We start from the raw sequence: 26,325 nt of genomic DNA on the forward strand, positions 1-26,325 counted from the left end.
GACGCCCCGGCCCGCCGGGGCCGGGGCGACGACCGACGCTGGACCCGACGCTCTGCGGCCCGGACGGCGACCCGCCCGCCGCGGCGTATGCGAGAACGTCACGGAACCGCCTCCTCCCGGTAACTCCGGCTCCCCCGTGGTCATGTCATGCTCTCGCCTGACATGACGTCAACACGCGTAGATCACCGGGGCCGCAGGGCCGCCGGCGCGGTCGCGCGCACTCTCCTCCGGGAAGGGACACCCCCATGTCCGTTGCGCACAGAGGTAGTTGGAAGGCGATGGCGGCCGCTGCGGCCGCCCTCCTGGTCGGCCTCACCCTGCCGGGCGTCACCGCCTCCCCCGCCAGTGCGACCACGACCGCGTACGACAGCACGTACTACAAGAACGCGGTCGGCAAGAGCGGCAGCAGCCTGAAGTCCGCGCTGCACGGCATCATCTCCAGCGGCACCGGCAAGATCTCCTACGACGCGGTCTGGAACGCCCTCAAGGTGACCGACCAGGACCCCAACAACACCGCCAACGTGCTGCTGCTCTACAGCGGCGTCTCCCGCAGCAAGTCCCTCAACGGCGGCGCCGTCGGCAACTGGAACCGCGAGCACGTCTGGGCGCAGTCGCACGGAGACTTCGGCACCACAGCCGGCCCCGGCACCGACCTGCACCACCTGCGGGCGGCCGACGTCCAGGTCAACAGCACCCGGGGCAACAAGGACTTCGACCAGGGCGGCAGCCCGGTCAGCGGCGCCCCCGGCAGCTACACCGACTCCGACTCCTTCGAGCCGCGCGACGCCGACAAGGGCGACGTGGCCCGGATGATCCTCTACATGGCCGTGCGCTACGAGGGCGACGACGCCTTCCCGGACCTGGAGGCCAACGACCTGATCAACGGCAGCGTCCGCTTCCACGGCCGGCTCTCGGTGCTCAAGCAGTGGAACCAGCAGGACCCGCCGAGCGCCTTCGAGGAGCGCCGCAACCAGATCATCTTCGACACCTACCAGAAGAACCGGAACCCCTTCGTCGACCACCCGGAGTGGGTCAACCTGATCTGGTGACGGCCGTGCGGGGCACGGCGGTCCGCGGCCCCGGCCGCCTTCCCACCCCCGTGGGGCAGGCGGCCGGGGCCGCCGCTCTCAGCCCCGCCAGGCGGGGGATCCGGCCATCGCCACCAGCTGGTCCAGGCTCAGCACCTCGCGCCCGTCCATCGGCGGCACGTCCGGCCAGACACCGGGGCCCGTCTGGACCAGGCCGACCCGGGTGCCGTCGGCGTGCAGGGCCTCGACGGACCAGCTCTTCACCGGTGCGGTGTCGTCCGAGTTGTCCCGGACCCGCCGGGCGATCACCGCCGTGCCGTCGGCGGCGCGGGTCAACTCGCCCGGCTGGGCTCCGGATTCGAAGGCCTGCGGAGTGATCTGGTCGTGCAGGTGGACCGACAGGCCCAGCTGGGCCTCCCGGCCGTCGCCGGTGAGCGCGATCCGCTGCTCGCCGTTGCCGAAGCGTCCCTCGGCGGCCTTGCCGGTCACCCCCGGGGGCAGCAGCGCGAGGCCGGTGGCGGCGATCCGGTCGGCCGGCATGCCCTGGAAGGCCGACTTGGGGTAGCCGGGCACGGCCAGGGCGCTGAACACCGGGTCCCACTCCGGGCTGGTGGCGAGCGCGGTCAGCTGGGCCACCGTCAGGGAGGCCTCCGGATCCTGCCCGGAGAGGTCCAGCCGGATCCGGCGGCCCTCGGCGGTGGTGGTCTGCAGGAGGAGGCCCTTCCGGCCACCCGCCTCGCCCGGGTCCTGGGTGCGCTGGAGCAGGACGATCGTCCCGTCGGCGCCCTCGGTGCGGGTGCAGACCGCCGGCTGACCGCTCGTCAGGCACTCGGTGCCCGGCGTGTCGGCGTCCACCGGGAGCGGCATCCGCTCGGTGGTCAGCGAGAACTGGACCGGCCCGTGGCCGACGTCCAGCATCAGCGCCACCGTCGGGCCGACCGAACCGAAGCCCCGCGTGCCGATCCCGGAGCCGTGGATCCCGGTGACCGAGCCGGGCGGCAGCAGCGAACGCACCGTGCGCTCCATGAAGGCCGCCGAGATCGGCTGGTCGTCGGCCGGCGTCACGGTGCCCGCCCCCGGGAGCAGCGCCGCGGTGGCCAGCCCCGAGGCCACCACGGCGGCGCAGACCCCCAGCCGGACCGTACGGCGCCGGCGGCGCAGCGCCCGGCCGCGGGTGGCCGCTCCGGCGGCCAGGGCCGTCGGCTCGGACTGCGGGGCCGAGGCGGCAGCGCCTCGGAGCGCCTGGGCGAACTCGTCCTCGTACGACATCACTTGGCCCTCCTCGGGCGTGGTTCGGGGCGCGCGGCGGGCCGGCGGGAAGGGGAGGGTGCAGGGCAGCGGGCCCCGGCGGGCGGTGGACGGAGGGACGACGGAGGGAGCTGAACGGCCGTCACTTGACGGCCAGTTCCGCGAGGTCGGTGCCGAGCACCCCGCGCAGGCGCTCCAGCGCCCGGGCGCTGCGGGTGCGGACCGCCCCGGAGCGGAGCCTGAGCGCGGCCGCCGTCTCCTCGACGCTGCGGTCCTCCCAGAAGCGCAGCACCAGCACCGCCCGGTCCTGCGGGGCCAGCCGGGCCAGGGCGTCCAGCAGCGTGACCCGCAGGGCCGGGTCCGTCTCGCCGGACGGCGTCTCCCGGATGGTGTCGGTGACGTGCTCGCCGCTGCTGCGCCGCCGCTTGTGCGTCAGGAAGGCGTTGACCAGCGTGGTCTGCGCGTAGGCGGCCGGGTTCTCCATCCGGGAGACCTTGCGCCACTTCACGAACATCCGGCCGAGCGCCTCCTGGGCCAGGTCCTCGGCGAGGTGGGCATCGCCGCCGGTGAGCAGGAACGCCGTCCTCACCAGGTGCGGCCCCCGCCCGGCGGCGAACTCCAGGAAGTCCAGGGGCCGGTCATGGGCCGTCTCGTCTGCGGTGGTGTCCCTCATGCCACTCCAACGCGATGGGACCGCGATCGTGTCACACCCCCGTCCGGGGTTCTTTCCGGTGGCGCCGCCGACGGGGGCGGATGCGGCGCGAGCTGGACCGCGGGCCGCAGTGCGGGCTGGTGCCGGAACGGTTCGTCTCCTCGCTGCCGGCGGAGGACGAGGACGTGCCGCGCCGCCTGCTGACGGCCGATGCGGCCGCCCCGTCGACGACATCGATGTAGACCGAAGGGCCGCCCCGGCCGTAAGGTGGGGGCGGTTCACTTCACGGGCCGTCGTGCGCGGCCCCGACCGGGGGTGACGTCCTCCCCCCGCGGCGATGGGATGCAGTGTGTACGACAGGCGGAGCGGCGCCTCCAACTCCTCCGAACGGACCGTCCGGCTCCTGGCCCAGGCGGCCCGGTCGCTGGACGCCATGCTGACCGCGCGCCTGACCGAACGCGGGCTGTCGGCCCTGCACCAGAGCGTCCTGGAAGCCCTGACCGAGCTCGGCCCGCACGGCCTGCCGGACCTCGCCCGCCAGCTGGACGTCGAGGAGTCGGCCCTCTCCCCCGTGGTCGAGGAGCTGACCGCGCACGGCCTGGTGGACCTCCTCGTGGTCCACGTCGGCGGGCGCCGTCGGCTGGTGACCGTCACCGAGGCGGGCACGGCCGCCGCGGCGGCCGGCGGCACCGACGAGCAGGAGGTCCAGGACCAGCTGCTGGCCTCCCTCACCCGGGGCGAGCGGGCCCAGCTCCACTACATGCTCCGGCAGGTCTGCGCCTCGGCGTCCCGCGGCTCGGCCCGCCCGCGGGCCTCCTGAGGGACCCGTCGCCCTCGCCCCGCCCTGCCGAGCGGCCCGACGGAGCGTCAGGGGGGAGCCTCAGCCGAGGAGGTGGTCGGTGACCTGCTGCCCCTCGCCGGTGTAGTAGCCGGCGATGCTCTCCAGCCAGCGCTCGCCCGAGACCCGGCCGGTTCCCGCGGGGTCGAGCTCGTCGAAGGTGGCCTCGGCCCGGGCGACCGCGAAGCCCGTGGCCACCATGCAGGCCACGTACTGCTCGCGCTCCACCCAGCCGTCGCCGTTCCGGTCGGCCGCGCGCACCAGCGCCTCGGCGTAGGGGCGGACGTAGCGCTCGAAGGCCGCCCGGTCGTGGACCACGGCCGAGTACTCCTCGAAGTCCACGACACCGTCGCCGTTGCTGTCGGCCTGCTCGTAGAGTCCCTGCCAGTACGTCAGGTACGCCTCCCGCACCCGCAGGGCGGCGGCCGTCCCGGGCTCGATCCCGCTGGCCGCGATCACCCGGTCCGCCAGCAGCTCGAAGTCGCCCCGCTCCAGCACCCCGCTGTCGTCCGCGTCCAACAGGCCGAAGCGGTAACGGGCACGGTCCTGCGAAGCACCCACGGTCGCACTCCCTCACACGGAACGGACAGGTCCGCAGGGAGGCTACCGGGCCACCCGCCCCCGCAGCCACACCGACTCACCCGCTGGAACGGCACGGCCCGGCGGCGGAGCCCAGCGGGCACGAACGCGTTCGTTACGATCGGGGGATGACTGAGCCGAGGAGCCGCCGGGAGCGCCCCGCCAAGCCCGCCCTGTCGCGGCGGTGGATCGTGGAGACCGCCGTGCGGATCATGCGCGACGAGGGCCTGGAGAAGGTGACGATGCGCCGGCTGGCGCAGGAGCTGGACACCGGCCCGGCCTCGCTCTACGTCTACGTGGCCAACACCGCCGAACTGCACGCGGCCGTGCTCGACGACCTGCTCGGCACGGTCGACCTGACGGCCCCCCGGTCCGAGGAGGGCGACTGGCACGGGCAGCTGACGGCGGTTCTGCTCGGCTACGCCCTGGCCCTGTTCGAGCATCCGCAGCTGGCCCGCTCGGCCCTGGTGGCCCGGCCCAGCGGGGAGAACTACCTCCGGTTGGTGGAGCGCGTGCTCGCGCTCCTGGCGCACAGCGGCGCACCCACGGCGCAGGTGGCCTGGGGCGCGGACGTCCTGCTCCAGCAGGCCACCGCCGCCGCGGCCGAGCACTCCACCCGGGCGGGCGACCCGGCCCGGCAGCGCGACTGGGAGGCGCTCACCCACGCGCTGGAGACGGTCGACCCGGCCACCCACCCGGCGATCCGCGCCCACATGCCGGCCCTGGTCGGCGGCGCCGGGGCCCGGCTGACCTGGTCCGTCCAGGCCCTCATCAACGGCGTCATCAGCACCCCCGTCCCGCCGGCGCACGGCTGACCGACCCCCTGCGCGCGGCCCGCTCCTCCGCCACACCCGTCGACGAACTTGTTCGCTACGAACATGTTCGTTACCGTGGAGGAGTCAGACCGCACGCCCCGAGGAGGCCACCATGAGCACCCACCACCCCATCGCGATCATCGGCGCGGGCCTCGGCGGCCTGGTCGCAGCCCGGGTCCTGCACGTCCACGGCATCGAGGCCGCGGTCTTCGACCTGGAGGAGTCGGCCGCCGCCCGCACCCAGGGCGGGATGCTGGACATCCACGAGGAGAACGGCCAGCGGGCACTGCGCGCGGCCGGGCTGCACGAGGAGTTCCTGGCCCTGGTCCACCCCGGCGGCGAGGCCATGCGGCTGGTCGGCCCGGACGGCACCGTGCACGTCGAGGCCGAGGACGACGGCACCGGCGGCCGCCCCGAGATCGACCGGAGCGACCTGCGCCGGCTGCTGCTCGACTCGCTCCCCGAGGGCACCGTCCACTGGGGGCGCAAGGTCACCGGGGCCCGCCCGCTCGGCGACGGGCGGCACGAGGTGGCCTTCGCCGACGGCTCGACCCTCACCACCGACCTGCTGGTCGGCGCGGACGGCGCCTGGTCCCGGATCCGGCCGCTGCTCTCCGACGCCGCCCCCGCCTACACCGGCATCTCCTTCGTGGAGGCCGACCTGCTGGAGGCCGACACCCGCCACCCGCACAGCGCGGCCCTGCTCGGCGGCGGCTTCTTCCTCTCCCTCGGCCCCGGCCGCGGCTTCCTCGGCCACCGCGAGACGGACGGCAGCCTGCACGTCTACACCGCGCTCCGGGCCCCCGAGGCCTGGCTGGACACCGTCGACTTCACCGACGCCCCGGCCGCCAAGGCCGCCGTCCTCGCCCACTTCGAGGGCTGGGACGAGGGCCTGCGCGCCCTCGTCTCCGACGCCGACGGCAGCCTCGTCCCGCGCCGCATCCACGCCCTCCCCGTCGGCCACCGCTGGGCCCGCGTCCCGGGCGTCACCCTGCTCGGCGACGCGGCCCACCTGATGTCCCCGTTCGCCGGCGAGGGCGCCAACCTCGCCATGCTGGACGGCGCCGAACTCGCCCTCGCCCTGGCCGCCCACCCCGGCCGGCCCGAAGCCGCCCTGGCCACCTACGAGCAGGCGCTCTTCCCACGCAGCGAGGCCTCCGCCGCCGAGTCCGCCGAGAGCCTGGAGACGATGTTCGGCGAGCACGGCCTGGAGCGCATGACGGCCTTCTTCGCCTCCGCGCCGAACGGGTGACCGACTCGCGTGGCGCGACCGCGCGCGGCCGCACTCGTCTCATGGTCGGACATACCGACCATGAGACGAGTTGATGATGAGTCATTCACGCCGCACGGCCCTGCTCCCCGCCGCGGTCCTGCTGGCGGCCACGGCGGCCTGCGCCGGCCCCGCCCCGCAGCAGGGCGCCCAGCCCGCTCCCGTACCGGCCGCTCCAGCCGTGCCGGCCCCCGCCGACGACGGGCGGCGGCCGTTCACCCTGGTCGCCTCCGGGGACGTACTGCCGCACGCCTCGATCATCCGCCAGGCCCATGCCGACGCCGGGGGCAGCGGGTACGACTTCTCCAAGATGCTGGCCGGGGTCGAACCGGTGGTCTCGGCCGCCGACCTGGCGATCTGTCACATGGAGACGGTGTACGGCGCCGAGGGCGGGCCCTTCACCGGGTACCCGACCTTCAAGTCCCCGCCGGAGGTGGCCCGGGCGCTGCGGGACACCGGCTACGACTCCTGCTCCACCGCCTCCAACCACACCCTGGACGCGGGGGCCGCCGGGATCGACCGCACGCTCGGGGCGATGGACGCGGTCGGGCTCGGGCACGCCGGGTCGGCCCGCAGCGAGGAGGAGCGGGGGCGCCCCGCCCTGCTCAAGGCCGGCGGCGCGACCGTGGCCCAACTCGCCTACACCTACGACACCAACGGGATCCCGTTCCCCGAGGGGCGCCCCTGGGCGGTCAACCTGATCGACCGCGACCGCATCCTCGCCGACGCCCGCGCCGCCCGCCGGGCCGGTGCCGACGTGGTGGTGGTCAGCATGCACTGGGGCACCGAGTGGCAGGACGACCCCAATGAGCAACAGCTCACCCTGGCACAGGAGTTGACGGCCGCCCGGACCGACGGACGGCGCGACGTCGACCTGATCCTCGGCACCCACGCCCACATCCCGCAGGCCTACGAGCAGGTCAACGGCACCTGGGTGGTCTACGGGATGGGCGACCAGCTGGCCGGGGACATGTACAACTACACCGGCGCCTTCGACCCCCGGGGCAACCAGAGCTCGATCGCCCGGTTCACCTTCTCCCCGCCCACCGGTCCGAACGGGCCGTGGACCGTCAGCAAGGCCGAGTTCGTCCCGCAGCTGACGGACCTGACCACCAACCGGGTGCTCGACCTCACCGAGGCCGTCCGGCAGAACCCGGCGAACACCGACTGGGCCAAGGCGCTCGACCACATCCGCACCGTCGTCCTCAGCCGTGGCGGCGCCGACGCCGGCCTCACCACGGCCCCCTGACCGGGCGCCCGCGGGGCAGGTCTCACAGGTCCAGGACGACATCGCCGCACGGGACCGCCTGGCAGGTGAGCGCGGTCCCCTCGGGCAGTTCCTCCGAGGTCTCCACCAGGTGGCCGACCCGGCCCTCCAGCACGGTGCAGGCGCAGCTCTCGCACTGCCCGGCCCGGCAGCCACTGGCCATCGCGACCCCGGCCCGCTCGCCGAGGTCGAGCAGCGAGCCCGAGCGCGCGGTCCACTCGGCGTTGCGGCCCGAGCGCGCGAAGGTGACGGTGAAGCGGGCGTCCTCGGGCAGCTCCACCTCGCGGCGGGCCGCGCGGAACCGCTCGCTGAACACCTCGAAGGCCGGCACGCCGCGCTCGCGCAGCCCGGCGGTCAGGGCCCGGAGCATCGGCTCGGGGCCGCAGAGGTAGAACCGGGCCCGGCGGGCGAGCAGGCCCGGTTCGATGTCGTCCGCCGACGGGAAGCCCTCCCGGTCGTGGTCACGGCCCCGCAGGTCCTGGCCCGGCCGGGGCCGCGCGTAGTACGTGACCACGCGCAACTGCGGTATCAGCAGCTCCAGTTCGCGCAGCCGCTCGCGGAAGGGGTGGTCACCGCCGTGGGCGACGCCGTGGTGCAGGACGACCTCCGGGACGGTGCCGCCGCGGGCGGCCAGGGTCTCCAGGTGGCTGAGGAAGGGGGTGATGCCGATGCCGCCGGCCAGCAGCACGACGGGCGCGTCGGTGTCGGTGGGCACGCAGAAGACGCCGCTCGGGCTGCCCACCCGCAGCTCGTCGCCCACCCGCAGCCGCCAGTGGACGAAGGTGGAGAAGGCCCCGCCAGGCTGCAGTCGCACCGCCAGCCGGTACGCGCGGCGGCCGGGGTCGACGGCCGCGCCGGTGAGCGAGTAGCTGCGCGCGGTCCCGGGCTCCTCGGCCGCGACCGTGAGGTGCTGCCCCGGACGGAAGTCGGGCAGCGGGCCGCCGTCGGTGGGGGTCAGACGCAGCGTCAGCACGTCGGCGCCCTCGCGTTCCAGGGCGCCGACGGTGAACGGCCGGGTGCCCGCCCAGCCGGGCTGCCCGTCCACCGCCGTGACCTGGCAGGCCACCGCGCGCAGCGGCGCCGAGCCGCTGAGCGGGTCGACGACCGCATGGTCGACCAGGCGGTTGTAGTTGCTGCCCGCCTCGGAGAGCGGATCGGCACCGGGCAGGGCGAGGTCCGCGGCCTCCTGCCACCAGCCGTACTCGCCGACCACGACGCCGGGGTGCAGCGACCCGTCGAACCGGGCCCGCATCCGGATCGCGCCCGTGCGCGTGGCCAGCCGCAGCAGGTCGCCCTCCGCGATGCCGCGTGCGGCGGCGGTCTCCGGGTGGAGGTCGAGCTGCGGTTCGGCGGCCCGGCGGCGCAGCGCGTTGACGCCGCGGTGCTGGCTGTGGACGTAGGTGCCGTGCTTGGCGCAGGTCAGCAGCAGGGGGTGGTCGGCGTCGGTGGCGGCGGGCTCGCCCGGGGCGGCCTCGCGGTGCTCGGGCACCGGCGGGTAGCCGTGCTCCAGCAGCTTCTGCGAGTAGAGCTCGACCCGGCGGGTGGGGGTGCCGAAGCCGGCGACCTCGCCGTCGCCGGAGCTGCGGCGGTAGCGGCGCTCGCCCTCGGCGACCGGGACCCGCACCCCGCCCGGCCGCTCGCGCAGCTGGGCGACCGTCAGGCCGAGCGGCTCCAACTGCCAGTTCCAGGCGGCCTCGACGTCGCCGTCGAAGAACCGGTCGCCGAAGCCGAGCCGGCGGGCCAGCTCGAAGACCACCTCGGTGTCGGAGCGGGTGCCGGGCAGCGGTTCGACGATCCGCTGCCTCAACTGCACCTGCTCCTGGGCCCGGTGGCCGACCTCGAAGCCGAACCGCAGCGCCTCGTGCTCGTAGGCGCTGTTGACCGGCAGCAGCAGGTCCGCGCTCGCGCTGGTGGGGTTCTCGAACAGGTCGAGGTGGACCTGGAAGTCCAGCGCCCGCAGCGCCCGCGCGGTGGCGTCCGAACCGGGCTGGGACACCACCAGGTTGGAGCCGAACCCGACCAGGGCACGGACCGGGTAGGGCTCGCCGTCCTCGATCGCCCGGCGCAGGTCGCCCGCGTTGACGTAGCCGGAGGCGGGCGGTCCGAGCGGGTGCCGGTCGAGGCCGAGTGCCTTGGCGCGCTGTCCGGGGGCGAGGTCGGCGAAGGTGCTCGCCGGGCGGTACGGCGGCGGGGGTGCGAGCAGGTTGCCGCCGGGCGCGTCGAAGGAGCCGGTCAGCGCGTAGAGGGTGGCGAGGGCGCGTTCGGTCTGCGCGGCGTTGGCGCTCTGGCCGACGCCGGTCCAGCCGTAGTATGTCACCGAGCCGCCGCCGCGCACCTGCGCGCCGATCTCGGCCGCCAGGTCGTGGATCTGTTCCGGCGTCAGCCAGGTGGCGGCCGCGGCCCGGTCGAGGGGCCAGTGCGCGCAGGCGCGGGCGTAGTGCTCGAAGGCGGGGCCGCAGTGGACCACCGCCCCGGTGCGGGTGCGGACCGGGTGACGGCCCCTCAGCGCGAAGCGCTCCGGACACACCGCCGCCCGCCGGGTGTCGTACGGCACGGCGGCCCGGGCCTCCTGGTCCCAGGTGACGAAGGCCTGGCCGCCGTCGCCCGCCGGGTGTTCCGCGAGCTCGCCCGCCCGCAGGAAGCGGCCGTCGTCCTCCCGCACCAGCAGCGGGGCGTTGGTCCAGGCGCGGACGAACTCCTCGTCGTACCAGGCGTTCTCGATCAACTGGTGGGCCAGCCCGAGCGCCAGCGCGGCGTCCGCGCCCGGGCGGACCCGCAGCCAGCGGTCGGCGCGCAGCGCGCTGGTGGAGCGGCGCGGGTCGACGACGGCGAGCCCGGTGCCGTTCGCCTGGGCGGCCGAGAGCGCGGCGGACTGGGAGAGCCAGGTCTTGGCGGGGTTGAACCCCCAGAGCACGGCGAGGCCCGCGCGCGCGTAGTCGGGCGGCGGGATCGGGCAGCCGAAGGTGAAGGCGTGCGCGACGTCCTTGTGCCAGTTGCAGATCTCGGCGCTGTAGACGGTGTTGGGGCTGCCGAAGCGGCGCACGAAGCGCTCGATCCACTCGGTGGCGTCCGACACCATGGTGCCGCTCGGCGTGGCGACCGCGAAGGCGACCGCCTCGGGGCCGTGCTCGGCGGCGACCGCGGCCAGCCGCCCGGCGATCTCGTCCAGCGCCTCGTCCCAGCCGACCGGCCGCCAGCCCGGGTCGGGGTCGGTCTTGGGGGTGGTGCGGCGCAGCGGTGTGGTCAGGCGCCTGCTGCCGTGGGCGATCTCGGGTGCGGCGCGGCCCTTGGGGCACATCGCCGCCCCGTTCGGATGGTCCGGGTCGGGGCGCACGGCGGTGATCCGGCCGTCCTCGACCGTGTACACCGCCGCGCACCTCGACTTGCACAGGGTGCAGAATCCGCGCTTCTCCTCGACCATCCCAGGCCCTCCGGGTGCCGCTCGCGGTCGCCCGCCGAGCCCTGCCGTCTCGCACCCATTGCACCGCGGCCCCGTCGCCCCGCCCACCCGCCGACGGTCCCCGACGGGAGGGTCGGAGGGCCCCGTCAGGCGGGGCGGACGACCCGGAGGGTGGTGGCCAGACGGTCCGGGGTGCCGGGGGCGGCCACCAGGTCGCGGCCGATCCGGCCGGTCTCCACGCAGACGAAGCCGCGGTAGCCCTCGTCGGCGAGGTCGGCCATCTCCTTGGAGAGCCGCGCGCCCGGGTTCCACACCACCACGTCGCTGTGGCCGCTGTGGTGGACCTCGATCGTGCGGCCGAGGCCGGCGTCGTCGACCGGGGTGAGGTCGGCCGGGGCGGTGTAGGTGCGGTCGACCCGCTCGTCCAGGACGACCGAGCCGGGGCCCCGGCCGTCGCCGGCGGCGACCCGGTCGTGGTAGTCGGCGCCCAGGCCGGAGACGGTGGTCCGGTCGGCGGCGCCGACGTGCAGGTAGGTGTGCAGGGCGCCGGTGCTCCGGTGCTCACCGGCCACCTCCAGCTCCACCGTGCAGTCGCGGCCCAGCCGGATCCGCACCGTCGCGGTGAAGGCGTGCGGCCAGAGCGCCAGCGTCCGCTCGTCCTCGCTCAGGGCGAGGGTCAGCTCCACGCCCTCCGCCGTCTCCTCGGTGCCCGCGAGCTCCCACTCCACCACCCGGGCGAAGCCGTGCGAGGGCGAGCCCGCCGGGCCGAACCACGGCCAGCAGAGCGGCACCCCGCCGCGGATCGCCACGCCCTCGGTCCATGACGACTCGTCACTGACCCACACCACCGGCTGCTCGCCGCTCGGCTGCCAGGTCACCAGCTGCGCCCCCTGCAGGCTCACCACGGCCCGGCCGGCCGGGTGGTCGACCACCACCACCGGGATCGCGCCCTTCTGGCGCAGCGTCACGGACGGGGACAGCTCCTGGCGGACGGGCAGGGCGAGGAAGTTCTCGGGCACGATGGGGTCCTTCACGGGTTCGGTCGGCGCAGTGAGGTCATTATCGGCAACCGCCGGCCGATCACCGCACTCCGTCGGGTCCGGACCGGACCACCGGAAGCGCCCCGGACCGCCCGCACCCGGCACTACGCTGAGCGGATCGCCTGCACCGCCGGGGAGTTGACGCCCCGTCGGGCGCGGCACGTGTGCCTGGGGAGGGGTGCCCATGTCCGACGCGGAGCGCGCGGACCGGTCCGGGGCGAGACAGAACCTGCTGGACCTGTTGCAGCTGGCGGGTGACTTCGTCGTCCCGGGCTTCGCGGCCGGGGGGCTGGACCGGCCGGTCGGCCGCCTGGTGGTGCTGGACGGCCTGGAGCCGCCGGCCTCGCAGGGCGACCTGCTGGTCGCGGTCGGGGTCGATCCGCACACCGAGGGGGCGGTGGACCTGGTCCGCCGGATGGGTGCGGCCGGGGTGGCCGGGGTGCTGTTCCGTCCGGTGGAGACCGGCACCGGGCACGGGGCGCTGGGCGAGGCGGCCGCGGCGGCGGGCACGGCCGTGCTCTTCCGCAGCCGGTGGACCGACTGGCCGACCGTCATCGGCATCCTGCAGGCGGGGCTGTCGGTCACGCCGCGGCCCCGGATCGCCACCGTCCCGCTGGGCGACCTGCCCCGGCTGGCGGAGGCGATCGCGCTCCAGGTGAACGGATCCGTGACGATCGAGGACACGTCCTTCAACGTGCTCGCCTACTCGCCCGTCGGTGAGGACGTGGACTGGGTCCGGATCCGGACCATCCTCGGCCAGGCCCCGCCGGCCGACCGGCGCGACGACATGCGGAACGCCGGCTTCGACCGCGACCTGCTGCGCTCGGACCGGGTGCTGTACCGCAAGGCCCAGGGCGAGGCCCCCGAGCGTCTGATCGTGCTGGTCCGGGCGGGTGACGTCCCACTGGGTTCGATCTGGGTGGCGGCGGAGGGGAACCGGCCGTTGGACACCCCGGCCAACCGTGAGGCCCTGCGGGTCGCGGCGCAGTCGGCCGCGGCCCACCTGCTGCACGACCGGGCCCGCCGGGAGGGCCAGGACCAGCTCCTGCTGGAGGCCGTCCGGGTGCTGCTGGAGGGCCACGGGTCCGCCGAGCTGCTGGCGGCGCGGACCGGGCTGCCGCAGGCGCGGCGGTGCGCGGTCCTGTCGGTCGGCATCAGCGCGGGCACCGGCTCGGGCGCGGGCACCGGCTCGGGCACCGGCAGCGGCACCGGTTCGGACTCCGGCTCCGGCGGCCCGGCGGACGCCCGGACGCGCGGCCGGATGGTCGAGGCCGCGTTCCGGCACTGCACCGAACGCGGCGAGGTGGCGGTGGTGGTGCCCTCGCAGGAGGGCGTGCTCGTCCTGCTGGGCGACCTGCCGAAGGAGCTGACGCGGGCTCAGGAACGGGTGCGGCTGACCGCCGAGTCGCTGGCCGCGGAGCTCTCGCGGCGGTCGGGGCTGACGGCCCGGGTCGGCATCGGCGAGGTGAGCGACCGGCTCGACGCGGCACCCGACTCCCGCCGGACGGCCGATCTGGCGCTGGGCGGCCTGCTGTTCGGGCGCGGCCCGGAGCCCTGCGCCCGGGTCGGCGAGGTCGCCGGGGCGGTCGCGCTGCTGCGCTTCGCCGAGGCCCTGCGGGCGGTCGGGCCGCTGCCGGTGGAGACCCCGGTGACCAGGCTGCTCGCCTCCTCGCACAAGGACGTGGCCTCCCTGGTCGAGACCCTGCGCACCTTCCTGGCGCAGCCGGGCGAGAAGGCCCGGGCGGCGAAGGCGCTGGGCGTGCCCGGCAACACGTACGCCTACCGCCTGGACAGCACGGTCGTGCGGGAGAGCGGGATCGACCTGGACGACCCCGACGCCCGGCTGCTGGCCCAGCTCCAACTGCTGCTGCTCCGCGGCTCGGTGGCCGGGGAGGGGTGAGGTTCGGCGCTCCGCGCGAGGAGACCGCCCCGCCTTCGCCGTACGGCGCGAGAGCGGGCCGGTCTCCCCCGCTGCGGCGCCCGGCGGCACCACCGTTCCCGCAGGTTTCCGGTGCGGCCCACGGAGCCGGGACCGCCGCCGCCCATGCTTCGTCGCGCCGCACGAGGGAGACGGCGCAAGCCCGGTCAGCGGCCTGAAGACGATCCCGGCGCCCGACGGGCACTCTGTTCGCACGGCCCGCCGGGACCACCGGAACGAGCGGGCCGCGCGACCGAGACGACCGGACGGAGAGCGGCACCGTGACCAACCCTCAACTGGCGGCCCTGCACGGCCCCGAACGACGTGAGCTCATCCTGGGGGCGGCGGTGCGCCAGGGGCTGCTGTCCCCCGAGGACGCGCCGCTCGCGGGCTTCCTCGACCTCGACGCCGTGGCCGCGACCGTGGAGGCGCTGCACCGCGCCTTCCCCGGGTCGGTGCGGGTGCTGCACGCCTTCGCGGCCAAGGCCAACAGCCTGGTCCCGGTGCTGCGGCGGCTGCGGGACCTGGGCATGGGCTGCGAGGTGGCCAGCCCCGGCGAGTTCGCGCAGGCGCTCGCCGCCGGGTTCGAGCCGGAGCGGATCGTCTTCGACTCCCCCGCCAAGACCCGCCGCGAGCTGGCCCTGGCGCTCGAACTCGGGACGGCGGTCAACATCGACAGCTGGCAGGAGCTGGCCCGGGTCGACGAACTGCTGGCGGGCCGCCGGAGCGGATCCGGCACCACGGACTCGCGGATCGGGGTGCGGGTCAACCCGCAGATCGGCGGCGGCACCATCGGGGCGATGAGCACCGCCACCGCGACCTCCAAGTTCGGCATCGCGCTCGCGGACGAGGGCAGCACCGAGCGGCTGGTCGCGGCCTTCCGGGACCGGCCCTGGCTGACCTGGCTGCACTGCCACGTCGGCAGCCAGGGGTGCCCGCTGGACCTGATGGCGGAGGGCGTCGCCGCCACCGTCACCCTCGCCCAGAAGATCAACGGCGAACTGGGCCGCCGTCAGGTGGTCGGCCTGGACATCGGCGGCGGCCTGCCGGTCAACTTCGCCGACGACCGGGCCACCCCCGGCCACCAGGACTACGTCGAGCTGCTGCGGGCGCACGTACCCGCGCTGTTCTCCGGCGAGTTCGCCCTGGTCACCGAGTTCGGCCGCTCGGTGCTGGCCAAGAGCGGCTTCACCGCCGCCTACGTGGAGTACACCAAGAACTCCGGCGGCCGGGCGATCGCGATCACCCACGCCGGAGCGCAGGTGGCCACCCGGACGGTCTTCGCCCCGGACTCCTGGCCGCTGCGGGTGACGGCGCACGACGCGACCGGGGCCGCCAAGCGCGGAGCGCCGGTCGAGCAGGACGTGGCCGGACCGGCCTGCTTCGCCGGCGACCTGGTCGCCCGGGCCCGCCCGCTGCCGCTGCTGGAGCCGGGCGACCTGGTCGCGCTGCTCGACACCGGTGCCTACTACACCTCGACCCCGTTCTCCTACAACAGCCTGCTGGAGCCCGCCGTCCACGGGGTCACGGTGGCGGCGGACGGGGCCGTGCGCTTCGAGACGCTGCGCGCCGCGCAGACCCTCGAGGACCTGCTGCACCGCACCGGTGGGTGAGCCTTCCCCCGGTCCGGTGGTCGTACCTCCCCCGTCCGCCCCGTCCGTCCCGAAGGAGTGTCATGCCCCGTTCGCGCCGCCGTCAGCCGCCACCGTCCGCCCCGCGCCCGCCGGGCCGCCGCTTCCGGCGGGCCGACCACGTCGTCGTGCTGGTCGTCGTCCTGGTCCTCGCCTCGGGCCTGGCGCTGGCCGGCGTCCCCACCCTGACCGTGCTGGAACTGCTCACGGGCGCCGGCGGCGTGGCCATGGGCCTCGCGCAGTACCGGCCGGCGTACGCCCGGCCCCGCCACCGGCCGCGGTGAGGCCCGCCGCCGTCCACCGCGCGGACCGCCACCGAGCGGCTGAGTCCCGTGCCGGGCCGCCGGCCCGGCCGGGTCAGCGCTGGAAGATGCCGGTCAGGACGCTCCACCAACTGCGCCGCTGCCCCGGCACGGCCGCGCCCCGGTGGCCGCGCCCGGCCGCGACGGCGGGCGGCACCACGGGCGGGGCGGGCGGAGCGGGCGGCGGGGTCGCGGGGACGGGGGCGGCGGCCGTGTCCCTCGGGGCCGGGGACCGCGGTGTGAAGCGCACCGGGAGCTCCACCAGGTGCCGGGAGAGCCAGGCCGAGGTCCAGGTCAACTCATCCTCGCCGATCGCGAGTTGGAGGTCGGGAAGCCGGGCCAGCAGGATGTCGATGCCGGTCTCCGCGACGGCCCGCCCGATGTCCTGGCCCGGGCACTCGTGCGGTCCGCCGCCGAAGGCCAGGTGGGCGCGGTTGCCGTGCAGCGGCTTGGAGAGGTCGGGCCGGACGGCCGGGTCGACGTTCCCGGCGGCGAGGCCGAGCAGCAGCATGTCGCCGGACTTGATCTGCTGCCCGCCGAGTTCGGTGTCCCCGGTGGCCCAGCGCCCGGCGACCAGGGACATCGGCGCGGAGTCCCAGAGCACCTGGTCCAGGGCGTCCGGCAGCGTCATGTGACCGCCCGACAGGTGGGCGCGGAAGCGGCGGTCGGTGAGGACCATCTTCAGGGTGTCCGCGATCAGGTTGACCGTCGACTCGTTGGCCGCCAGCAGCACCACCCGCAGGTGCTCCAGCACCTCGTCGTCGGTGAGTCCGGCCTCGTGCTGCATCAGCCAGGAGACCAGGTCGGCCCCGGGGGCCACCCGCTTGCGCTCCATGGTGCGGCGCAGCGTGGCCACCACGTAGTCGTTGCTGGCGATGGCGGTCTCGGTGCCCTTCATCAGGTCCCGTGCCGCCTCGACCAGCCGGGGCCCGAACTCCTCGGGCATGCCGACCACGTGGGTCATCACCAGCATCGGCAGGTGCTCGGCGAACTGGGAGATCAGCTCGGCCCGGCCGGTCGGCCCGAACTCCTCGATCAGCTGGTCGGCGAAGCGGGTGACGTAGCGTCGGATGCCCCGCCGGTCGAAGCGGTTGAGGCCGTCGGTGACGGCGCCGCGCAGGCGGCGGTGCTCCGGGCCGTCGGCGAAGACGCACAGCGGCTGCCAGGCGATCACCGGCATCAGCGGGGAGTCGGCGGCGACCAGGCCCTCCTGGAAGGCCGTCCAGCGGCGGGAGTCCCGGGAGAACCGGGAGGGGGTGCGCATCGCGGTGAGGTTGGCCGAGTGGCCGAGGATCAACCAGGCCGGGAGGTCGCCGTGCAGCAGCACCGGCGCCACCTCGCCGTGCTCCGCGCGCAGCTTCTCGTACAGGCCGGCCGGGTCCGCCTCCGCCTCGGGGCCGTACAGCCGCCGCAGGCCCTCGGCGCCCAGGCCGTGGGCACCGAAGTCGCGGGTGCCCGCGCCGTGGGCCGGACAGCCGGGCGGCGGGGTGGCTGACGCGTCGTCACTGTACGGGTTGGTCACGGCATCTCCGGGGGTCTCGTGGGGGACGGCGGGTGGTGGGTGTCAGCGCGCGGGGGCGGCCGAGCGGTCGTACAGGTAGCGCATCAGGGCCATCAGCACGTCACGACTCGAACTACGGCTCCTGGCATCGCAGTTGACGATCGGGACCTCGGGGGGAAGGTCGAGGGCGGCCCTCAGGTCCTCGACGGGGTGGGACGGCGATTCGGGGAAGGTGTTGGCGGCGACCACGAAGGGCACCCCGCTGTCCTCCAGCCGCCCGATGACGTCGAAGCTGACCTCCAGCCGGCGGGTGTCGACCAGCACCACCGCACCGAGGGCGCCGTCGAACAGGCCGTTCCAGAGGAACCAGAACCGCTCCTGGCCGGGGGTGCCGAAGACGTACAGCACCAGCTCCTCGTTGATGCTGATCCGGCCGAAGTCCATCGCCACCGTGGTGGAGGTCTTGCGCTCGATGCCCTCGGTGTCGTCGACGTCCGCACCCGCCTGGGTCATCGTCTCCTCGGTGGTCAGCGGGCGGATCTCGCTCACCGAGGAGACCAGGGTCGTCTTGCCGACGCCGAAGCCGCCCACGATCACCACCTTGACCGCCGTGGCGGCCGAGTCCGGCAGCAGGTCGTCCCCGCGCGGCCCGGGGAGCGCCGGGAGCGCCGGGTCAGAGCCTCTGAAGTCCATTGATCACCGCTTCCAACAGGGCGATGTCGGGAAGGATCGCCTTCGGTACTCCGGCGCGGGCCTCGATCCGCCGCTCGGCGAGGAGGTCCGCCAGCAGCACGGTGACCACGCTCACCGGCAACCTGAGGTGGGCCGAGATCTCGGCCACGGACAGCGGCGACTCGCAGACCCGCAGGATCGCCGCGTGCTCCGGCTGCATGGTCGGCGTCGGCTCCGAGCGGGCGACGATCAGGGTCACCAGGTCGAACACGGCCCGGTCGGCCGCCCCGCTGCGACCCCTGGTGATCACGTACAGGCGCTCGGGCCGGCCCACGTCCCAGTCCTGTCCGTCCGCGTTCATCCGCCGTCCGCGCCGCACCCGTCCACCGTCCCTCGACCCACCGGACTCCCCTCGGCGGCAAGCCCGTTCACACGACCTGCTCGGCTCGGCGCGGCGGCGTGCTGAGGTGCTCGCCGATCCTGGCGACCAGGTCACGCATCCGCTGGCCCATCAGCCCGGCGTCCACGCCCTCGTCGGCCAGCACCGCCAGGAAGGCCCGGGCTCCCGCCGCCATCAGGTAGAAGAAGCCGCCGCCCATCTCGATCACCACCAGGCGCATCCGGCGGTCCCCGTGCGGGAACTCGTGCCCCACCGCGGCCGCCAGGCTCTGCAGCCCCGCGCAGGCGGCGGCCAGCCGGTCGGCGGCGTCGGTGCCGGCGCCGTACTGGGCCATCCTCAGACCGTCGGCGGAGAGCACCACGATGTGGCGGGTGTGCGGGACACCGTCCGCCAGGTCCTTGAGCATCCAGTCCATGTTGGTCCGTTGCTGATGCTGGGTCACAGGTCGCCCTTCCTGGCCGGGTATTCGCTGGTGTGGTCGCCCGGTGCCCCGCTCCCGGCCGACGGCGCCTGGCCGTTCACCCCCTCGTGGAACGCGGCCAGCCAGACGCCGGGCTGCACCGCGCCGGGGTCCTGCGCCGGCGGGGGCGGCGGAGCGGGCGCGGTCCTCCCGGAGGGTGCGGCGTGCCGGCGGCGCTGCGGCAGCCCGGTCGGGGTCTCGGTGCCCGGCGTCCACGGCTGGACGACCGGCACCGTCGGCGGGATCACCGGCCGCTGCTGCGCCGAGGGTTGGACCGGGAGCGCCTGCGAGTCGGAGGTGACGCCGATGCCGTGCGCCCGGCCGGTGGCCCGCGCCGTGGTGATCAGCTCCTGGGGGACGATCAGCACGGCGCGCACGCCGCCGTACGCGGACGGCCGGAGCGAGACCTGGAAGCCGTACGCCTGCGCGAGGCGTCCGACCACCGCGAGACCCAGCCGGGGCGTCTCGCCGAGGTCGTTCAGGTCGATGCCCTCCTGCGCCTCACGGAGCATCAGCTCGGCCCGGGCCCGGCCCTCCTCGCTGAGACTGAGGCCGCCGTCCTCGATCTCGATCGCGATGCCGGTCTGCACCTCGACCGCGGTCAGGTGCACGTTGGTGTGCGGTGGCGAGTAGCGGGTCGCGTTGTCCAGCAGTTCGGCCAGCGCGTGGATCAGCGGCTCGGCGGCCGGGCCGACCACCGCGACCTCGGAGACCGGGTGCAGCTCCACCCGCTGGTAGTCCAGGATCCGCGAGATGCCACCGCGCAGCACGCTGTACAGCGGCACCGCCCGGCTCCACTGACGGCCCGGCCGCGCCCCGCCGAGCACCGCGATCGAGTCGGCCAACCGCCCGACCAGCGCGTTGCCGTGGTCGAGCCGGAGCAGGTCCTCGAAGACGGCCGGGTCGTTGCCGTGCCGGTCCTCCATCTCCCGCAGGTCCTGCGCCTGCCGGTGCACGATCGCCTGCACCCGCCGCGCGATGTTCACGAACGCCCGCTGCGCGGACTCGCGCAGACCCTCCTCCGCGTCCACCGCCTCCAGCACGGTGCGCAGCACCGCCTGCCGGGCGGCCCTGAACTCCGGGCCGGCGCCGCCGTCGTGGGTCTCGTAGGCCTTCAGCACGTCCTCGGTGAACTCACCGCGCTGCAGCCGCGCGACCGTCTCCGGCAGGATCACCCTGGCCAGCCGGACGGTCTCCGCCTCCTGCCGGAGCAACTGCTCGCGCAGCTCCCGCCCCTGCCGGGCGTACCGCTCCCGCAGCTCGGTCAACTCCCGCCCACGACGCACCACTTGGGCCGCCAGCAGGGCCACCGCCCCGGTGCCCACCGCGCCGCACCAGACCACCCCGGCCCGCGCCCCGGCCCCGGTCAGCACCGCGGCCGCCACCGCCACGGCCGGCGTCACCACCACCGGCAGCAGCCACCCGAGGGCCGCCCCGGACCACCGGCTCATGGGTGACGGTCCAGCACGAAGCATCAGCGTCCTCAAAGGGTCGTAGGGGTACGGGCGGAGCACCGGTCACGCTCTTCCTCCGCTCCGCCTCGGTGCAGGCACCAGCCTTCCGCCGCCCCGCCCGCCTCACACCCGACTCCGCCCCCGTTTCCCCCGTGCGGGCGACCCTCCCGGAGAACCGCCCCGCCCCCGAACGGTCCGTGCTACGTCACGGCCGCCGGGCCGGATCGCACCGATCACCGACCCCGCCTTCCGCGTTCCACTCCTAAACTACTAAGGTTCCTAGGAGTAAGTGTCCGGAAGTCGACCGAGGAGCCGTCCGTGGGAAAGCGCCGCAAGCCGAGTCCGCCGAGCCGTGCCAAGCTCGCCGTCCTGACCACCGCGGCGGCGGGCACAGCGGTCCTGGCCTCCTCCACCACGGCCTACGCGGCGCCCAAGCCCGACCTCGCGACCGTCAAGAAGCAGGTCGACGCGCTGTACGAGGAGGCGGAGGCCTCCATCGAGCGCTTCAACGGCGCGGAGGAGAAGGCCAAGAAGCTCCAGGCCGAGGCGAACCAGCTGCAGACCCAACTCGCCGAGGGCCAGGAGAAGCTGAACGCCGTTCAGGGCCAGCTCGGCGCCCTGGCCGCGGCCCAGTACCGCAACGGCGGCGTCGACCCCTCGCTCCAGCTGATGCTCAGCTCCGACCCGGACACCTACCTCCGCCAGGCCTCCGCCCGCGACCAGGAGGCCGACACCCAGCTCGCCCTGCTGCGCCAGGCCCAGCGGCAGCAGCAGCGGCTGGACCAGCAGCGCGCCGAGACCGCCGCCACCCTCGCCGCCCTGGACGCCAACCACAAGGCGCTGGCCGAGGAGAAGGGCAAGGTCCAGACGAAGCTGGCCGAGGCCAAGAAGATCCTCAACTCCCTCACCGCCGCCGAACGCGCCCAGGTCGACGTGGACGAGGCCGGCCGCGCCTCGCGCGGCGCCGCCGACCGCACGGACCTGACCGACCTGCCGCAGGTGCCGGCCAGTGGCCGCGCCGCCGCCGTCCTCAAGTTCGCCCAGGCCCAGCTCGGCAAGCCCTACATCTGGGGCGCCGAGGGCCCGGCCGGCTTCGACTGCTCCGGCCTCACCCTGCGCGCCTGGGAACAGGCCGGCGTCCGGCTCCCCCGGGTCTCCCAGGACCAGTGGAACGCCGGCACCCGCATCCCCCGCGCCAACCTCCAGCCCGGCGACCTGGTCTTCTTCTACTCCGACCTGCACCACGTGGGCATCTACATCGGCAACAACAAGATGATCCACGCCCCCCGCACCGGCAAGAACGTCACCGTCCTCGACCTGCAGTACATGCCCGACTACATGGGGGCCGTCCGCCCCGGCTAGCACTATCCTGGAGGTCCGGGGCGTACGCGGTGCCACCGGGGGGCGGGGGCGGCGGTGTGAACACCCGTCGTCGGCATCACAGTTGGGCGTCGCCCGCTCGCTGACTGTAGGCATCCCATGCCAGAGATCATCTTCTCCGCCGTCAGGCCCCAGGGGCTGCAGTGCCCGCTGTGCCACGCCGCCGTCGAAGCCGAGTACCTGGACACCGCACCCGACTTCGACGGCATCAGACGCTACGTGTGGGGCCCCGGCCCGTGCCGCAACCCCCAGTGCTCACGCGCCTCGAAGCCGACCCGCTGACGAGGCCTCACCAGTCGGAGTTGCCCGCGCCCAGGCCCAGCAGCACCTGGTCGAAGGTGTTGCCGTCGTTGTCGTCGGTGTACGACATCGCGAGCGTGCCGAACGGCGATGAGGCCACCGCGAGTTGCTCCTGCCGGCCGGTCGCCGTCTGGCTGACGGACCCGGCCGGCAGTCGGCCGGCGAAGGTGCCGTCGGGGTTGAGGCCGCGGGCCCACACCGCCGGATCCGCGCCGGTGACGCTCCAGCCGACCACCGCGTCGCGCTGGTCGTCGATCCCCACCGTCGGGCGCCCGGCCCCGGCTCCCGAGGAGACCTCGACCTCGGCCGCGCCCGGGGCGCCGTTCGCGGTGAAGGAGCGGGCCCAGACGCCCCGGGTGCCGGTGTGGTCGGACTCCCAGGCCACCGCGAAGTCGCCGTTGAAGTCGGCCGCCACGGACGGGTGTTGCTGCTGCCCGCCGCCGAGGCTGTTGGCGCTGCGGCGGGTCAGGGCGACGGCGCCGTTCGCCTTGGCGAGCTTCACCAGACCGATCTGGTCGTAGCCGTTGCCGTCGGTGTCCTCGTCCCAGACCACCACCGCGTCGCCCGAGGCGGAGGTCGCGACGTCCGGGTTGTGGTGCGCACCGCCGGTCGCGTTGACCGTCACCTCGTAGGCCTTGGTGGTGGTCCCGGTGTACCCGGCCGCCTTCACCGTCGCCGCCGCAGTGCCCTGGACGTCCTCCCAGACCACCGAGAACGCCACCGCCGTGGTGCTGCCCGGCGCGCCGTCCGGGTCCACCGCGACCCGCGGGTGGACCTGCTGGCCGTCGGTGTTCGCGTTGGCCCGGCCGGAGCCGAGCACCGCGCCGGCCGGGGAGAGCACCCGGTAGACGATGTTGTAGAGCCCGTTGCCGTCCGGGTCCTCCGCCCAGACCACGACGGCGTTGCCCCGGTCGTCGAGCCCCACGTCGGGCTGGACGTGCCGCCAGGCCGCACCCGCCGTCCCGCCGGCCGAGAGCTTCTGTTCGTACGCCGAGACGCCGTTGCGGTACAGCCGCACCCAGACGTCGCTGTGCGCGTCGTCCCCCGGGTTGGTGGAGTCGCGGTCGTCCTCCCAGACCACCGCGACGTCCCCGAGCCGATTGGCCGCGATCGAGGAGGAGTCCTGGTCGCCACTGGCGTCGCTGTTCGCGGTCGTCCAGGACGAGGGCCCGGCCGCCGAGGCCGGGGCGGACAGGGCGAGGACGGCGGCGAAGGCGGCGAGGGCCGCGCCGATCACGGAGAGCTTACGCATCGGCCAACCCCGGCTGTCCGTCGTGGATGATGAAGGTCCGGGCGGTGGTCGCCGCCGCGCCGTGCTCGGTCACCGTCGCCACCGAGCGGAAGTCGGCGGTCAGCCGGGACGGCGTGACCCAGGTGCGGACGTAGCCGCGCTGGTTGGAGTAGAAGCGCAGGTGCGGGTTGTACGCCCCGTTGGGGATCGTCGTGGTGGTGCTGCCGTTGCCGCCGCTGGTGATGGAGGTGCAGACCAGCTCGGTGCCGATGGTCGCCGAGTTCGGGTTCGCGTAGTCGGCCTTGAGGTCGTTGCCCCAGGAGGCGTGCACGTCGCCGGTGAGGACCACCGGGTTGCGCACGCCCCGGTCGACGATGCCCTGCTGGATCCGCGCCCGGCTGGCCCGGTAGCCGTCCCAGGCGTCCATGTTCATCGCACCGGCGGCGTTCACGTTCCGGGCGAAGAAGACCTGCTGGCCGATCAGGTCCCAGGTGCCCAGGCGCTGGCCGAGCCCGTCGAGCAGCCAGGACTCCTGCGCGGTGCCGGTGATCGAACGGCTCGTCAGGTCGGCGTCGGCGCAGACCTTCGTCCCGTCGCCGCAGGCCTGGTCGTCGCGGAACTGCCGGGTGTCGAGCATGTGGAAGGTGGCCAGGGTGCCCCAGCGGACCCGGCGGTAGAGCTGGATGGCGTTGCCGGACGGCGTCGCGGCGGCCCGCAGCGGCATGTTCTCGAAGTAGGCCTGGTAGGCGGCGGTGCGCCGCGCGGTCCACTGGGCCGCCGTCAGCACCGGGCTGCTGTCGGCCCGGACCGTGCCGGCGTAGTTGTTCTCCACCTCGTGGTCGTCCGGCACCACCAGCCACGGCGCGATCGCGTGCGCGGCCTGCAGGTCCGGGTCGGTGCGGTAGAGCGCGTAGCGACGGCGGTAGTCGGCCAGCGAGACGATCTCGCTGCCGAGGTGCTGCCGCACGCCGCCGGTGCCGGCGCCGCCCTCGTAGATGTAGTCGCCCAGGTGCAGGATCACGTCGGGGCGGTCGTCGGCCATCCGCCGGTAGGCGGTGTAGTAGCCGCTCTCGTAGTGCGCGCAGGAGGCGAAGGCCATGGTGAAGTCCCGCCCCACGGTGCCGAGCGCCGGCGCGGTGCGGGTCCGGCCCACCGGGGAGATGAAGCCCTGGGCCCGGAAGCGGTAGTAGTACTCCGCGTCCGGCGCCAGCCCGCCGGCCAGCACGTGCACCGCGTGGGCCTGCGCGTAGCGGGCGGTGACGGTGCCGGAGCTCACCAGGGTGGTGAAGTTCTGACTGGCCGACACCTGCCAGTCGACGGTCACGTCGGCGTTGGGCATGCCGCCCTGGCCGTCCGCGTTGGTCGGCGACGGGGCCAGACGCGTCCAGAGCACCACGCTGCTGTCGTCCGGTTCCCCGGAGGCGACGCCGAGCGTGAACGGGAAGGGGGTGGAGGCGGCGGCCGACGGCTGGGCCGTCGCACCGAGCTGGAGCGCGGCGGCGCCCGTGGTGGTGAGCCCGCCAAGGATGAAGATGCGGCGACTGAGGTTGCTCATGACCGTCCATGCTCAGGGAGCCGGGTGAACTCCCGTCACTGCGCAGGGGAAGGCCGGGTGACGCGCCTGCGGAGCTAGTTGGAGTCCCCTGCCGTGGCCCGCCGGGCGGACCACTCCCGTTCGGCGACGGCCAGGCCGCGCTCCAGCGTCGCGACGAACTCCCCGCGGCCCACCGTCACCGCCACCGGATCTCCGGGGGCACCGCCGTCCAACTCCCGTACCCGGCAGGCGAGGTGCAGCGACTCCCCGTCCGGGAACGCGAACGCCGTCACCTGGTCGGTGCACTCGCCCCACTCCAGGAACCCGCACCGCGCGAGCGCGGCCCCGCCGTCATCCGCGCCCTCCCCGCACGTCCACCGCTCGGCCGCCAGGAACGCCTCGACCGGCTCGGTGAACCCCTCCGGCAGCTCCGCCGGCTCGCGGAAGCGCCGCAGCTCGTCCTCCAACTTCTTGACCAGCAACGGCGGGTAGAACGCGTTGTCCCACGCGTTCACGTGCGCCCCGCCCACGAACACGTCCACGCACAGCAGTTGTGCGTCCCGCTCCACGTGGAACTCCAGCGCGAAGCCGTCCCGCGCGCCGATCAGCACGCGGCGTCGATCTCGGCGACCAGGCCCTCGATCAGGGCCTTGATCGCGTCGCGGATCGGGCGGACGGCCTCGACGCCCTGGCCGGCCGGGTCCTCCAACTGCCAGTCCAGGTAGGTCTTTCCGGGGAAGTACGGGCAGGCGTCGCCGCAGCCCATGGTGATCACGTAGTCGGAGGCCTGGACGGCCTCGGTGGTCAGCACCTTCGGCCGCTGGTCGGAGATGTCGATGCCGAGCTCGGCCATCGCCGCGACCGCGGCGGGGTTGACCTGGTCTCCGGGGATCGATCCGGCGGAGCGGACCTCGACGCGGTCACCGGCGAGGTGGCGCAGGAACCCGGCGGCCATCTGGGAGCGGCCCGCGTTGTGGATGCAGACGAACAGCACGGAGGCGGCTGGAGCGGTGGTCATGGCGGTCCTTGGGCTTGGGTTCCTCCCGGGCGTCGGCTAACGTATCAGCCCATGGTGACGTCAGTCGACAGTGATGTGTTGAAGGCCTTGGCCGACCCGCTGCGGAGGCGGATCGTCGAGCTGCTGGCCCGGGAGGCGCTGTGCACCACCCACCTCGTCGAGGAGACGGGCGCCAAGCAGACCAACCTCTCCAACCACCTGAGGATCCTGCGCGACGCGGGCCTGGTGGACACCGAGCCGTGCGGTCGCTTCACGTACTACTCGCTCCGCCCCGCCGCGCTCACGGCCCTGGCGGCCGAGTTCGCCGCACTGGCCTCCACCGCACGACTCACCGCCGAAGCCGGATTCAAGCGGTCCTGCTGACCCACCCGCACGAGGAGCACCATC

General features: G+C 74.5%; 26 protein-coding genes. 12 read left to right on the forward strand and 14 right to left on the reverse strand.

Annotation, left to right across the window (positions count from 1 at the left end; translation table 11 throughout):
• The first annotated feature begins 245 nt into the window (after positions 1 to 245).
• Positions 246 to 1,049, forward strand: a complete 804-nt coding sequence (locus ACWEPF_RS29620; protein WP_452174955.1) for an endonuclease I family protein — start codon at positions 246 to 248, stop codon at positions 1,047 to 1,049.
• Between the two features lie 78 nt (positions 1,050 to 1,127).
• On the opposite strand, the gene ACWEPF_RS29625 is transcribed toward ACWEPF_RS29620, so the two are convergent.
• Entirely contained in the window at positions 1,128 to 2,297 is a 1,170-nt protein-coding gene (locus ACWEPF_RS29625; protein WP_452174956.1) for a hypothetical protein, read from the reverse strand.
• 121 nt (positions 2,298 to 2,418) lie between these two features.
• Positions 2,419 to 2,949: a SigE family RNA polymerase sigma factor gene (locus tag ACWEPF_RS29630; protein WP_452174957.1), complete on the reverse strand. Its 531-nt coding sequence runs from the start codon at positions 2,947 to 2,949 to the stop codon at positions 2,419 to 2,421.
• 80 nt (positions 2,950 to 3,029) lie between these two features.
• On the opposite strand from ACWEPF_RS29630, the gene ACWEPF_RS29635 reads away from it, so the two are divergent.
• Positions 3,030 to 3,170 carry a hypothetical protein gene (locus ACWEPF_RS29635; protein ID WP_452174958.1) on the forward strand — a complete coding sequence of 47 codons (141 nt, stop codon included), beginning with the start codon at positions 3,030 to 3,032 and terminating at the stop codon, positions 3,168 to 3,170.
• A gap of 107 nt (positions 3,171 to 3,277) precedes the next feature.
• Entirely contained in the window at positions 3,278 to 3,748 is a 471-nt protein-coding gene (locus ACWEPF_RS29640; protein ID WP_452174959.1) for a MarR family winged helix-turn-helix transcriptional regulator, read from the forward strand.
• Positions 3,749 to 3,808: 60 nt separating this feature from the next.
• Here ACWEPF_RS29640 and ACWEPF_RS29645 read toward each other — a convergent pair whose 3' ends face one another.
• A complete protein-coding gene (locus ACWEPF_RS29645; RefSeq protein WP_452174960.1) occupies positions 3,809 to 4,327 on the reverse strand; it encodes an EF-hand domain-containing protein in 519 nt (172 codons plus the stop codon).
• A 146-nt stretch (positions 4,328 to 4,473) separates the two neighbouring features.
• Here ACWEPF_RS29645 and ACWEPF_RS29650 point away from each other — a divergent pair, with 146 nt between their 5' ends.
• The 3 genes from ACWEPF_RS29650 (at position 4,474) to ACWEPF_RS29660 (ending at position 7,679) form a co-directional block, all read left to right on the forward strand.
• Positions 4,474 to 5,160 carry a TetR/AcrR family transcriptional regulator gene (locus ACWEPF_RS29650; protein WP_452174961.1) on the forward strand — a complete coding sequence of 229 codons (687 nt, stop codon included), beginning with the start codon at positions 4,474 to 4,476 and terminating at the stop codon, positions 5,158 to 5,160.
• A 112-nt stretch (positions 5,161 to 5,272) separates the two neighbouring features.
• Positions 5,273 to 6,412, forward strand: coding sequence for an FAD-dependent oxidoreductase (locus tag ACWEPF_RS29655; RefSeq protein WP_452174962.1), 1,140 nt, complete (start codon positions 5,273 to 5,275; stop codon positions 6,410 to 6,412).
• Between the two features lie 73 nt (positions 6,413 to 6,485).
• Positions 6,486 to 7,679 (forward strand): CapA family protein, encoded by a 1,194-nt coding sequence (locus tag ACWEPF_RS29660; protein ID WP_452174963.1) that lies wholly within the window; start codon positions 6,486 to 6,488, stop codon positions 7,677 to 7,679.
• A 22-nt stretch (positions 7,680 to 7,701) separates the two neighbouring features.
• On the opposite strand, the gene ACWEPF_RS29665 is transcribed toward ACWEPF_RS29660, so the two are convergent.
• Complete coding sequence (locus ACWEPF_RS29665) at positions 7,702 to 11,118, reverse strand: molybdopterin-dependent oxidoreductase (RefSeq protein ID WP_452174964.1); 3,417 nt, start codon at positions 11,116 to 11,118, stop codon at positions 7,702 to 7,704.
• A gap of 125 nt (positions 11,119 to 11,243) precedes the next feature.
• The gene (locus ACWEPF_RS29670; protein ID WP_452174965.1) at positions 11,244 to 12,116 is read right to left on the reverse strand and encodes a D-hexose-6-phosphate mutarotase; all 873 of its coding nucleotides are present in this window, start codon (positions 12,114 to 12,116) and stop codon (positions 11,244 to 11,246) included.
• Positions 12,117 to 12,321: 205 nt separating this feature from the next.
• Here ACWEPF_RS29670 and ACWEPF_RS29675 point away from each other — a divergent pair, with 205 nt between their 5' ends.
• From ACWEPF_RS29675 to ACWEPF_RS29685, 3 genes are all read left to right on the forward strand, one after another.
• Positions 12,322 to 14,037 carry a helix-turn-helix domain-containing protein gene (locus ACWEPF_RS29675; RefSeq protein WP_452174966.1) on the forward strand — a complete coding sequence of 572 codons (1,716 nt, stop codon included), beginning with the start codon at positions 12,322 to 12,324 and terminating at the stop codon, positions 14,035 to 14,037.
• Positions 14,038 to 14,336: 299 nt separating this feature from the next.
• A complete protein-coding gene (locus tag ACWEPF_RS29680; protein WP_452174967.1) occupies positions 14,337 to 15,668 on the forward strand; it encodes a diaminopimelate decarboxylase in 1,332 nt (443 codons plus the stop codon).
• A 62-nt stretch (positions 15,669 to 15,730) separates the two neighbouring features.
• Complete coding sequence (locus ACWEPF_RS29685; RefSeq protein ID WP_452174968.1) at positions 15,731 to 15,970, forward strand: hypothetical protein; 240 nt, start codon at positions 15,731 to 15,733, stop codon at positions 15,968 to 15,970.
• Positions 15,971 to 16,043: 73 nt separating this feature from the next.
• On the opposite strand, the gene ACWEPF_RS29690 is transcribed toward ACWEPF_RS29685, so the two are convergent.
• The 5 genes from ACWEPF_RS29690 to ACWEPF_RS29710 form a co-directional block, all read right to left on the reverse strand.
• Positions 16,044 to 17,510 (reverse strand): cytochrome P450, encoded by a 1,467-nt coding sequence (locus tag ACWEPF_RS29690; protein WP_452174969.1) that lies wholly within the window; start codon positions 17,508 to 17,510, stop codon positions 16,044 to 16,046.
• Between the two features lie 42 nt (positions 17,511 to 17,552).
• Complete coding sequence (locus ACWEPF_RS29695) at positions 17,553 to 18,182, reverse strand: GTP-binding protein (RefSeq protein WP_449794987.1); 630 nt, start codon at positions 18,180 to 18,182, stop codon at positions 17,553 to 17,555.
• Positions 18,163 to 18,522, reverse strand: a complete 360-nt coding sequence (locus ACWEPF_RS29700) for a DUF742 domain-containing protein (RefSeq protein ID WP_345283135.1) — start codon at positions 18,520 to 18,522, stop codon at positions 18,163 to 18,165. The genes ACWEPF_RS29695 and ACWEPF_RS29700 overlap by 20 nt, the downstream gene beginning before the upstream one ends.
• A 67-nt stretch (positions 18,523 to 18,589) precedes the next feature.
• Positions 18,590 to 18,976, reverse strand: a complete 387-nt coding sequence (locus ACWEPF_RS29705) for a roadblock/LC7 domain-containing protein (protein WP_345283163.1) — start codon at positions 18,974 to 18,976, stop codon at positions 18,590 to 18,592.
• 23 nt (positions 18,977 to 18,999) lie between these two features.
• Entirely contained in the window at positions 19,000 to 20,496 is a 1,497-nt protein-coding gene (locus ACWEPF_RS29710) for an ATP-binding protein (RefSeq protein WP_452174970.1), read from the reverse strand.
• Positions 20,497 to 20,793: 297 nt separating this feature from the next.
• On the opposite strand from ACWEPF_RS29710, the gene ACWEPF_RS29715 reads away from it, so the two are divergent.
• The gene (locus tag ACWEPF_RS29715) at positions 20,794 to 21,837 is read left to right on the forward strand and encodes an NlpC/P60 family protein (RefSeq protein ID WP_452174971.1); all 1,044 of its coding nucleotides are present in this window, start codon (positions 20,794 to 20,796) and stop codon (positions 21,835 to 21,837) included.
• Between the two features lie 117 nt (positions 21,838 to 21,954).
• Complete coding sequence (locus ACWEPF_RS29720) at positions 21,955 to 22,137, forward strand: hypothetical protein (protein WP_452174972.1); 183 nt, start codon at positions 21,955 to 21,957, stop codon at positions 22,135 to 22,137.
• Between the two features lie 7 nt (positions 22,138 to 22,144).
• Here the strand turns inward: ACWEPF_RS29720 and ACWEPF_RS29725 are convergent, their stop codons facing one another.
• From ACWEPF_RS29725 to ACWEPF_RS29740, 4 genes are all read right to left on the reverse strand, one after another.
• On the reverse strand, positions 22,145 to 23,407 hold the full coding sequence (locus ACWEPF_RS29725) for a hypothetical protein (protein ID WP_452174973.1): 1,263 nt from the start codon (positions 23,405 to 23,407) through the stop codon (positions 22,145 to 22,147).
• Positions 23,400 to 24,941 carry an alkaline phosphatase D family protein gene (locus ACWEPF_RS29730; RefSeq protein WP_452174974.1) on the reverse strand — a complete coding sequence of 514 codons (1,542 nt, stop codon included), beginning with the start codon at positions 24,939 to 24,941 and terminating at the stop codon, positions 23,400 to 23,402. Before ACWEPF_RS29730 ends, ACWEPF_RS29725 begins: the two co-directional genes overlap by 8 nt.
• A 74-nt stretch (positions 24,942 to 25,015) precedes the next feature.
• The gene (locus tag ACWEPF_RS29735; protein WP_452174975.1) at positions 25,016 to 25,531 is read right to left on the reverse strand and encodes a hypothetical protein; all 516 of its coding nucleotides are present in this window, start codon (positions 25,529 to 25,531) and stop codon (positions 25,016 to 25,018) included.
• Positions 25,525 to 25,938, reverse strand: coding sequence for an arsenate reductase ArsC (locus tag ACWEPF_RS29740; RefSeq protein ID WP_452174976.1), 414 nt, complete (start codon positions 25,936 to 25,938; stop codon positions 25,525 to 25,527). Before ACWEPF_RS29740 ends, ACWEPF_RS29735 begins: the two co-directional genes overlap by 7 nt.
• A gap of 51 nt (positions 25,939 to 25,989) precedes the next feature.
• Between ACWEPF_RS29740 and ACWEPF_RS29745 the strand changes: the two genes are divergently transcribed.
• Positions 25,990 to 26,301 (forward strand): ArsR/SmtB family transcription factor, encoded by a 312-nt coding sequence (locus tag ACWEPF_RS29745; RefSeq protein ID WP_452174977.1) that lies wholly within the window; start codon positions 25,990 to 25,992, stop codon positions 26,299 to 26,301.
• Positions 26,302 to 26,325 lie beyond the last annotated feature (24 nt).

The sequence above is a fragment of the Kitasatospora sp. NPDC004289 genome (assembly GCF_053602875.1).

Excerpts from the sequence above, each read along its gene's own strand:
- ACWEPF_RS29620 (WP_452174955.1), top strand. The coding sequence starts at position 246 with ATGTCCGTTGCGCACAGAGGTAGTTGGAAGGCGATGGCGGCCGCTGCG.
- ACWEPF_RS29625 (WP_452174956.1), bottom strand. The coding sequence starts at position 2,297 with ATGTCGTACGAGGACGAGTTCGCCCAGGCGCTCCGAGGCGCTGCCGCC.
- ACWEPF_RS29630 (WP_452174957.1), bottom strand. The coding sequence starts at position 2,949 with ATGAGGGACACCACCGCAGACGAGACGGCCCATGACCGGCCCCTGGAC.
- ACWEPF_RS29635 (WP_452174958.1), top strand. The coding sequence starts at position 3,030 with ATGCGGCGCGAGCTGGACCGCGGGCCGCAGTGCGGGCTGGTGCCGGAA.
- ACWEPF_RS29650 (WP_452174961.1), top strand. The coding sequence starts at position 4,474 with ATGACTGAGCCGAGGAGCCGCCGGGAGCGCCCCGCCAAGCCCGCCCTG.
- ACWEPF_RS29655 (WP_452174962.1), top strand. The coding sequence starts at position 5,273 with ATGAGCACCCACCACCCCATCGCGATCATCGGCGCGGGCCTCGGCGGC.
- ACWEPF_RS29660 (WP_452174963.1), top strand. The coding sequence starts at position 6,486 with ATGATGAGTCATTCACGCCGCACGGCCCTGCTCCCCGCCGCGGTCCTG.
- ACWEPF_RS29665 (WP_452174964.1), bottom strand. The coding sequence starts at position 11,118 with ATGGTCGAGGAGAAGCGCGGATTCTGCACCCTGTGCAAGTCGAGGTGC.
- ACWEPF_RS29675 (WP_452174966.1), top strand. The coding sequence starts at position 12,322 with ATGTCCGACGCGGAGCGCGCGGACCGGTCCGGGGCGAGACAGAACCTG.
- ACWEPF_RS29685 (WP_452174968.1), top strand. The coding sequence starts at position 15,731 with ATGCCCCGTTCGCGCCGCCGTCAGCCGCCACCGTCCGCCCCGCGCCCG.
- ACWEPF_RS29695 (WP_449794987.1), bottom strand. The coding sequence starts at position 18,182 with ATGGACTTCAGAGGCTCTGACCCGGCGCTCCCGGCGCTCCCCGGGCCG.
- ACWEPF_RS29700 (WP_345283135.1), bottom strand. The coding sequence starts at position 18,522 with ATGAACGCGGACGGACAGGACTGGGACGTGGGCCGGCCCGAGCGCCTG.
- ACWEPF_RS29705 (WP_345283163.1), bottom strand. The coding sequence starts at position 18,976 with ATGGACTGGATGCTCAAGGACCTGGCGGACGGTGTCCCGCACACCCGC.
- ACWEPF_RS29710 (WP_452174970.1), bottom strand. The coding sequence starts at position 20,496 with ATGCTTCGTGCTGGACCGTCACCCATGAGCCGGTGGTCCGGGGCGGCC.
- ACWEPF_RS29720 (WP_452174972.1), top strand. The coding sequence starts at position 21,955 with ATGCCAGAGATCATCTTCTCCGCCGTCAGGCCCCAGGGGCTGCAGTGC.
- ACWEPF_RS29725 (WP_452174973.1), bottom strand. The coding sequence starts at position 23,407 with ATGCGTAAGCTCTCCGTGATCGGCGCGGCCCTCGCCGCCTTCGCCGCC.
- ACWEPF_RS29730 (WP_452174974.1), bottom strand. The coding sequence starts at position 24,941 with ATGAGCAACCTCAGTCGCCGCATCTTCATCCTTGGCGGGCTCACCACC.
- ACWEPF_RS29740 (WP_452174976.1), bottom strand. The coding sequence starts at position 25,938 with ATGACCACCGCTCCAGCCGCCTCCGTGCTGTTCGTCTGCATCCACAAC.
- ACWEPF_RS29745 (WP_452174977.1), top strand. The coding sequence starts at position 25,990 with ATGGTGACGTCAGTCGACAGTGATGTGTTGAAGGCCTTGGCCGACCCG.